Genomic DNA, 1,662 nt, shown 5'->3' on the forward strand with positions numbered 1-1,662 from the left:
CCTTGGCGGGGCCGCCGGCGAGGGCGATGACGGTGGCTCCGGCGTTCTTGGCGTACTGGACGAGCAGGGTGCCGATGCCGCCGGCGGCCGCGGTGACGACGGCGACGGAGTCCGGGCCGAGCGGGGTGAAGCCGAGGATGCCCAGGGTGGTGCGGCCGGTGCCGATCATGGCGACTGCTGCGGCGTCGTCGAATCACTCGGCGAAGGCACCGACCCCGAATGGCTCGGCCGCCATGTCGTCGCCCACATCGGCAACGCCCCCGGCGGCTACGCCGAACTCACCGTCACCGAGGCCGACAAGCTCCACCCGGTACCCGACAGCCTCGACGACGCCGCAGCAGTCGCCATGATCGGCACCGGCCGCACCACCCTGGGCATCCTCGGCTTCACCCCGCTCGGCCCGGACTCCGTCGCCGTCGTCACCGCGGCCGCCGGCGGCATCGGCACCCTGCTCGTCCAGTACGCCAAGAACGCCGGAGCCACCGTCATCGCCCTCGCCGGCGGCCCCGCCAAGGTCGCCCTCGCCCACACCAACGGCGCCGACCTCGCCGTCGACTACACGCTCCCCGACTGGCCCCGCCACGTCCGCACCCATCTCGACGCCCTCGGCCGCACCGCCACCGTCGTGTACGACTCCGTCGGCTCCACCACCGCCCGCGCCGCCGTCGGCCTCCTCGGCAAGGGCGGACAGCACATCGTCTACGGCTGGTCCGGCAGCGGACTCCACGACGGCCGCCCGCTCACCTTCACCGAGGACGAACTCGCCACCCGCGCCATCACCTCCGAGAGCGTCCTCGGCCCCGCCATGATCCAGCGGGGCGGCGGACTGCGCGCCCTCGAAACCCGCGCCCTCGCCGAAGCCGCGGCCGGCCGGCTGCGCCCCGCGATCCAGCGCTACCCGCTCGCCGAAGCGGCCACCGCCCACCGCGACCTCGAAACCCGCGGCACGACCGGCAAGGTCGTCCTCATTCCCTGAACCGGGCGGACAACCGGGCGGACATCAGCCGCCGGGCGGGCATCAGCCCCCGAGCTCCGCCAGCGCCCCGTCCGTCAGCCGGTACACCGTCCACTCGTCCTGCGGCCGCGCGCCCAGGGACTCGTAGAAGGCGATGGACGGGGCGTTCCAGTTCAGCACCGACCACTCCAGCCGCTCGTACCCACGCTCCACACAGATCCGCGCCAGCTCCGTCAGCAGCGCCTTCCCGTGCCCGCCGCCACGCCGCTCGGGACGCACGTACAGGTCCTCCAGATAGATACCGTGCACCCCGCGCCACGTCGAGAAGTTGAGGAACCACAGGGCGAAGCCGACGACCTCGCCGTCCTCGTCCGACTCCGCGATGTGCGCGTACGCGGCGGGGCGCTCACCGAACAACGCCTCACGCAACTGCTCCTCGGTGGCGTTCGCCTCGTGCAGCGCCTTCTCGTAATCGGCCAGCTCACGGACCATCGCGTGAATCAGGGGCACATCGTCTGCGGTAGCGGTACGAATCATGGAGGCAGCGTAAACAGCCCGGGCACGGCCGCCGCCCCCGGCCCGCCACCCACCGACACCGACGCGACCGCTACCGCAGACGATGTGCCCCTGATTCACGCGATGGTCCGTGAGCTGGCCGATTACGAGAAGGCGCTGCACGAGGCGAACGCCACCGAGGAGCAGTTGCG

Annotated in this window: 2 protein-coding genes and 1 pseudogene; 2 read left to right on the top strand and 1 reads right to left on the bottom strand. The window is 72.2% G+C overall.

The features are described 5' to 3' along the window. The coding region (locus EAO72_RS40710; protein ID WP_261991870.1) for a zinc-binding dehydrogenase at nucleotides 1-976 on the top strand (976 nt) is incomplete at its 5' end. Nucleotides 977-1,018: 42 nt separating this feature from the next. On the opposite strand, the gene EAO72_RS40715 is transcribed toward EAO72_RS40710, so the two are convergent. Continuing rightward, nucleotides 1,019-1,492, bottom strand: coding sequence for a GNAT family N-acetyltransferase (locus EAO72_RS40715; RefSeq protein WP_148022426.1), 474 nt, complete (start codon nucleotides 1,490-1,492; stop codon nucleotides 1,019-1,021). On the opposite strand from EAO72_RS40715, the pseudogene EAO72_RS43665 reads away from it, so the two are divergent. After that, nucleotides 1,451-1,662: pseudogene (locus EAO72_RS43665) on the top strand (hypothetical protein); the annotation flags it as partial. The gene EAO72_RS40715 and the pseudogene EAO72_RS43665 sit on opposite strands and share 42 nt — an antisense overlap.

The organism is Streptomyces sp. OR43 (genome assembly GCF_008042275.1).
Lineage (GTDB): Bacteria > Actinomycetota > Actinomycetes > Streptomycetales > Streptomycetaceae > Streptomyces.